Source organism: Candidatus Paceibacterota bacterium (assembly GCA_035404205.1).
Taxonomy (GTDB): Bacteria; Patescibacteriota; Minisyncoccia; order UBA6257; family JAVHQB01; genus JAVHQB01.
Genome location: DAONGQ010000014.1, coordinates 2,306 through 8,106, shown reverse-complemented (window position 1 = coordinate 8,106; position 5,801 = coordinate 2,306). Strand labels below are relative to the sequence as shown.

Annotated in this window: 4 protein-coding genes and 2 rRNA genes (1 of these 6 cut by a window edge); all 6 read right to left on the bottom strand. The window is 39.6% G+C overall.

What is annotated here, in order from left to right; genetic code table 11:
* Window positions 1-249: 249 nt before the first annotated feature.
* On the bottom strand, window positions 250-1,794 hold the full coding sequence (locus tag PK547_02470; GenBank protein ID HPR91574.1) for a hypothetical protein: 1,545 nt from the start codon (window positions 1,792-1,794) through the stop codon (window positions 250-252).
* Window positions 1,795-1,803: 9 nt separating this feature from the next.
* Window positions 1,804-2,334: a hypothetical protein gene (locus tag PK547_02465; GenBank protein ID HPR91573.1), complete on the bottom strand. Its 531-nt coding sequence runs from the start codon at window positions 2,332-2,334 to the stop codon at window positions 1,804-1,806.
* 255 nt (window positions 2,335-2,589) lie between these two features.
* Window positions 2,590-3,792: a hypothetical protein gene (locus PK547_02460; GenBank protein HPR91572.1), complete on the bottom strand. Its 1,203-nt coding sequence runs from the start codon at window positions 3,790-3,792 to the stop codon at window positions 2,590-2,592.
* Window positions 3,793-3,822: 30 nt separating this feature from the next.
* Window positions 3,823-4,560, bottom strand: a complete 738-nt coding sequence (locus PK547_02455; GenBank protein ID HPR91571.1) for a hypothetical protein — start codon at window positions 4,558-4,560, stop codon at window positions 3,823-3,825.
* 116 nt (window positions 4,561-4,676) lie between these two features.
* Window positions 4,677-4,781 (bottom strand): 5S ribosomal RNA (gene rrf / locus PK547_02450).
* Window positions 4,782-4,852: 71 nt separating this feature from the next.
* Window positions 4,853-5,801 (bottom strand): 23S ribosomal RNA (locus PK547_02445) (it continues 2,285 nt past the right edge of the window).

Sequence of the window (5,801 nt, the reverse complement as noted above, 5' to 3'; positions counted from 1 at the left end):
GGAATGAGACAAGAAAACAAGAAACAAAAAGACAGAAAAAGCGATACGAAAGCAGCAGTGCGTTTCATTCTCCACCTCCCGGTTTCAAAATAGTATAGAATACTGTTTCTAGTAAACAAGATTGTAAAAGAGCAACAAAAACTAAGCTTATTCTAAATCACGTTATTATAATTGTCAATGGGCATAAAATTTTAAAATAAAAAAAGCTACCCTTTAAAGGGTAGCTTTAAAGCACACAACCAATATCCTTTAATTTTTGCCTAGCAGAGCATTAATAAAGGCAGGAGTCTCAAAGATAAATGGTCGCCTAATCCTTAGGCAATTATCCGGTTGAGAAGTGTTGCATTCAGTATAGGCGCCGTTGGTGAGAACTTTTTCAGAGACATTGTTCAAACCAGGACCAGTACAAGTAATTTTATAAGCATAATACCCTGCTTGTGGTTTGGCCTCTACATGACCGCTAGTAGCGTAATTTTGAGTGGTATCTATTCCACATTTAGAAGAATCTGTACAGCTTAAAACACAACTGTCACAGCCATTGCTGTCCCAATTAAGAGATAATTTACTGCCCACATAGACCATTTTATTATTGGGAGTAATTTCTGCGCTCGAAATTAAGCACACAGAAGAGCCACCGCAAGATGGATCCGAAGGATTAGCTACACAGAAAGAAACAATATTACATGAAGGGTCAGAAGGATGAGATTCACAGAAGGTAGGATTTGAATTACAAGCAGGATTGCTTGGATATGTTTCGCAGAAAGTTTTAACACCTGTGCAGATAACATCTGCGGGATGTAATTCACAATAATCAGGAACTCCTACACAAATAGGATCGGAGGGGTGGATGTCGCAAAAAGATTTTACTCCCGTACACGAGATATCATCAGGATTAGTTTCGCACCAATCTTCAACGGTCTTCACCAAGTCAGCACCAGCAGTTGCTTTACCAGTATCAGTGCTTTCAAGTGATTCCCCTATTATTTGAGAGAACACCTTAATAGGCTCGCTATAGGGACTGGCTTTACTATTATTGCTAGCAACAGCCACACTACCAACACCTATTCCTCTGTTCAGTTCTGTATCGAGCGCTTTATCACCTATTCCTGTCCAAGCTGTAGTATAGGTTAGAGCTACCATCCGACCATTAACGATAGTGTAGTGAGTTTCTTGAATGGTCGTTCTCAAGGCCGTGGATCCATCGAGGCTTACTCTAGAAACAATAGTTGTCACTAATGTAGAGTTAGGGTCATTCTTGTCCGGATTTTTTTGGGTAGCTATAGTTTGCAAATATTGAGGCACACCATAACCGTTAGTAACAACCCCAGTAGTTGCAGAGCCGCCAGTGGTAGGATTCTGTGTGGTAGTACCACTAAAATTTATTTGACTAGCATAATTTGGAGTATCCCCTGGTTTCTCTGTTCCATCTAAAACCACTCCGCGAGACTCTATAGTTTTACCGTCATTGGTAGATATAGATTCATTAACGGTCCCATCAGCGTTTTTGGTTCTACTAATGGCAACTGTTGTTCCGTCGGAAGTTTTATATGAGCTAGTGGAAGTACTGGAACCATCTATATTATTTACTGTAACAGTAAGAACTTTAGAAGGAGCCACCTCGGGGGGTTCTGGTATAACTACTGAAACATCGGGTCCGTCCTTAGCCAAAATTTTAGTTCCGACTATAACGGTGTCGTTAATTTCATCAGTTTTAGCAGCCCTTGCCACAAAAGTTACACATAGGCCCAAAATTAGAATGAATACTAGAACAATTGATTTCAAATGATTTTTCATATTCAATAGTTATTTTACAAAATAGTTGGTTAGTACCATCTGACCTTTATTATATTGTAAAGTGAATATGGCTTGGACCAATTGACCTGTTTTAAAAATTTGGTTACCAAAAATTTGAGAAACAAGGGCAGCCTGGCCTTGGCTGAGGCTCTTTTGGTCTACAATGGGGGTATAACCAGATAATACTAACTGAACAGATTTTATGCCGATTCCATGAGTAGAAAAGGAAAAATTCTGCAAAGGAATTAAATAGCTCTTAGAGAATAAGTTTAGCGATAGTTTTCCGAAATTATCATCTTCTGGCACTATGATATTATTTGCCGCATCAATAATTAAATTCGCTAATTGCGGATAGTCGGCTGCTAAAATTTTAAAACAGTTAGCATCTTGAGTGGTCACACATTGGCTATACTGAGAGTAAAATGCCTTAGTGATACTCGAAGACCTATAACTCATCCACCCAAACCAGCCAATGGCTATTAATAAGACTACGAGTAGCACTAGCAAAATAATTTTAATATACGGTTTTATTTTAGACATAAACCAAAAATAAATTTTTATTAAACCGTCCTTTTACCAAAAACGCTAACGAAACATACTCCTTGTAGAATATGATAACTCTTTTTTCTAAGTCAAGCAAATAAAAAAACACACTATTCATAAAGTGTCTTTTCTATATAGCTATTAATAATAAATATAGCGGAAGATCCTGCGCCGTCGCTAAAAGCACGGGGTTTAACCACTAAATAAAGAATATCCATCTTAATGGGAATCGCACGGAATTGCCACTGTCACTTATTTGCAACTACAGTTCATCCGTATTTCTTTTGTCTCTGGACTATTCATAGCCTGAATTTGAAAAATAACCATATCGGTCCCAACTGTTAATGGCACATTGAGTAAACTAGCGCTTTTGCTTAGAAAAGGACTATCATTGGATAAGTTTAATAATCCCCCATTAGCATTAAATTGCCAGGCCCTATAAGAATAAACATCTTTGCTAGACATGTTGGTATTAATAATGCACACAGGGCCATCGCAACTAGTAGAAACAATGGGAACAATGTTGCCAGTCATTTGAGGATTTTCATTCGTATTAACAGGCTGACCCTTTATCGTTGTTGCCCCTGTTGTTGGTTTATTTAGTTCCAAATTGTCGCAAATACGGACATCACAACTCGCTACTCCCAAACACGGAACACCGAATTGTCCAGGCTCGCAAACAGTTTCCAAGGAACCGTTGTTATCTGTATCCCTGCAACCGCACCTGGCAATACTACAGACTTGGTTGCATTTTACATCGGCATTTTTGCCATATTCAGCTAAGCATTTTTTTATACACAGATCTAAAATTTCTTGCGCATTCAGAGTTTTACCCGATGCATCTGTATTAGCGAGGTTCACTGTGATATCGGTTGCCGTGACAAAACTTGAATTATCATTACTCACAGAAGCATTAGCCGCTACGGTCTGGTTGGTTACCGCATCATTTAGACTTACTGCTAAACCAACTGAACCAGAATTATTGTGAAGTCGCCTTGCGTATCTTTCCTGCAATGCATCTTTCCTATCAGCTTCAGTTTGGCCAGGAAAACGAACTTCCTGCTCTGTATTGAATAAACCACTTGTCACTGGCTGATTAAATTCTATGTCAAACATGACAAAAGTTTCATATTGGTCAGTAAACCAACTGTTATTACTATTTAAAACGTCGCTACCCTTACCGGCACTACCATGGCACCCAAAATTAAAATTGAGAGTATTTTCGTACTGGGTCTTAGTGATATCAATCAAGGTATGAAGGTCGGCTGATGTAAAATCTTTGGTAGTATTGGCTAAATACTTTTGCACTACGGCAGTTTCCGTTTCATTCAATTCGGCAGCATCTATAGCGGCCTTGGCGTCTGATTCTGTCGCCATTGCCTGGCATTTATTAATTCCGATAAATGCTGCTATCATCATCACTACAATTAATATTCCTAAATATTTCAGTTTCATATGGAAAAATAAATACAATAAAACTAACTATTAAATTTGAGTAACGTTAAAAGGCGCAAAATAATTAAAATTATCATAAAAATCTTGGGCAGTTATTTTTTCACCCCATTTTTCCATGGGAGGAAAATACAGTTTTAACTTAATATCGGGTGTTGTGTTTTTTAATAGAAAGCCCACATCCAAAACAGGCATTTGTTTGGTGTTTAAAAGATGAGAACAAAAATAAAGAGAGTTATTTTTAATTAAAGTACTATTTATGACTGTAGGCGACAAAAATATGTTAAAAGCCGAATCGTCATTATTGGCTTTTCCGCAAATGGTGACATAACCCGTAGGTTTTTCTAAGGGAACCATGCCACCAGTAATCTTGTTAAACTGAAGAGATATAACATGGGCTAGAATGGGATTGCTAACCACATCTTCATCGATAGTTAAAAAACTGATGGTTTTGGCATCAAATTCGTGAGTTAGGTTGATGGAACGGATAATCATATCTCCGGGCCTGAGAATGGTTAATGAACTTGAGGAATCAAAAAATTGGGTCTTACCTAGTTTAGAAACTAGGCATAAAGGACTGTAGACAGCTACCTTTTTAGAAGTGCCGGGCACTTCTAAAAGTGATTGATTAATGAAGTTATGGCAAGATTTAGCCCCTCTTTCAAAAATATCAGCCGGTTTCAAATAATCAACTATCAGCAAGGAACTCGCGGCTAACAATACAAGACATAAAATACTTCCCAGCAGAAGCTTTTTGTTTTTTAAAGCCATAAAAAATATATCAATTACGTAATTCTAATTTCATTATGAACTCGCAGCTATAGTATTGTCAAATCATAATAAAAACACTCTATAAAGAGTGTCTTTATTAAACTTAAAAAGCAGTGTTCTGGCGATACCTACTTTCCCAAATAGTATCATCGGCGCCTCTCATTTTCACTACCGAGTTCGGAATGGGATCGGGTGGGACCTAAGAAGCTATTATCACCAGAACACTGCTTTCTAATTATTTAAAATATATGAATACCAAATCAAAATCCGATTAGTGTCAGATCTTGCTAAAGATGGAAAGAATTGATTGATTAGTACTTCTCGGCTTAAATCCTTACGGATCTTACACCTAAAGCCTATTAACGTGGTCGTCTCCCACGCATCTATAACGATACCTAATCTTGGGGTGGGCTTCGTGCTTAGATGCTTTCAGCGCTTATCCCTTCCGAACATAGCTACCCGGCAGTGCTCCTGGTGGAACAACCGGTAGACCAGAGGTCCGTTCAGTGAGGTCCTCTCGTACTATCACCAACTCCCCTCAAGTATCAACGCCCACGGCAGATAGAGACTGACCTGTCTCACGACGGTCTGAACCCAGCTCGCGTACCCTTTTAACCGGCGAACAGCCGGACCATTGGGACCTACTCCAGCCCCAGGATAGGGTGAGCCGACATCGAGGTGCCGAGCGGAGTCGTCGATATGAACTTTCGGACTCCACCAGCCTGTTATCCCCGGAGTAACTTTTGTCTAGTGTCTCTGGCCCTACTACATAGAACCATCGGGTCACTAAGTTGTGCTTTCGCAACGGCGCGGAACATCTTCCTTGCCGTAAAGCTAGCTTTTGCCTTTATACTATCTCTCGCGTTTCCATCGCGAGATAGCTAACCTTTAAATTCCTCCGTTACTTTTTAGGAGGATTGCGCCCCACAAAAACTGCCCGCCAGGCACTGTCCCTTAACGTTTAATCGCCAAGGTTAGAATTTAAAGTTTCAAAGATGGGTGTTTCATTGACGGATCAGCCTGAACCGAAATCCAGACCTCAAATCCTACCCACTACGCTACGCATCGAAACCCTAAAGTCAATACCAAGTTACAGTAAAGCTTCCGGGGTCTTCTCGTCTTGCCGCGGGTACCCTGCGTCTTCACAGGACTCGCATTTTCACCAAGCTTCTCGTTGAGACAGTTATCAAGTCGTTTTACCTTTCATGCGCGTCGGAACTTACCCGACAAGGAACTTCGCT

Bases quoted from the DNA above. Each gene is read 5' to 3' on its own strand.
- PK547_02470 (HPR91574.1), bottom strand. From the start codon at position 1,794: ATGAAAAATCATTTGAAATCAATTGTTCTAGTATTCATTCTAATTTTG.
- PK547_02465 (HPR91573.1), bottom strand. From the start codon at position 2,334: ATGTCTAAAATAAAACCGTATATTAAAATTATTTTGCTAGTGCTACTC.
- PK547_02460 (HPR91572.1), bottom strand. From the start codon at position 3,792: ATGAAACTGAAATATTTAGGAATATTAATTGTAGTGATGATGATAGCA.
- PK547_02455 (HPR91571.1), bottom strand. From the start codon at position 4,560: ATGGCTTTAAAAAACAAAAAGCTTCTGCTGGGAAGTATTTTATGTCTT.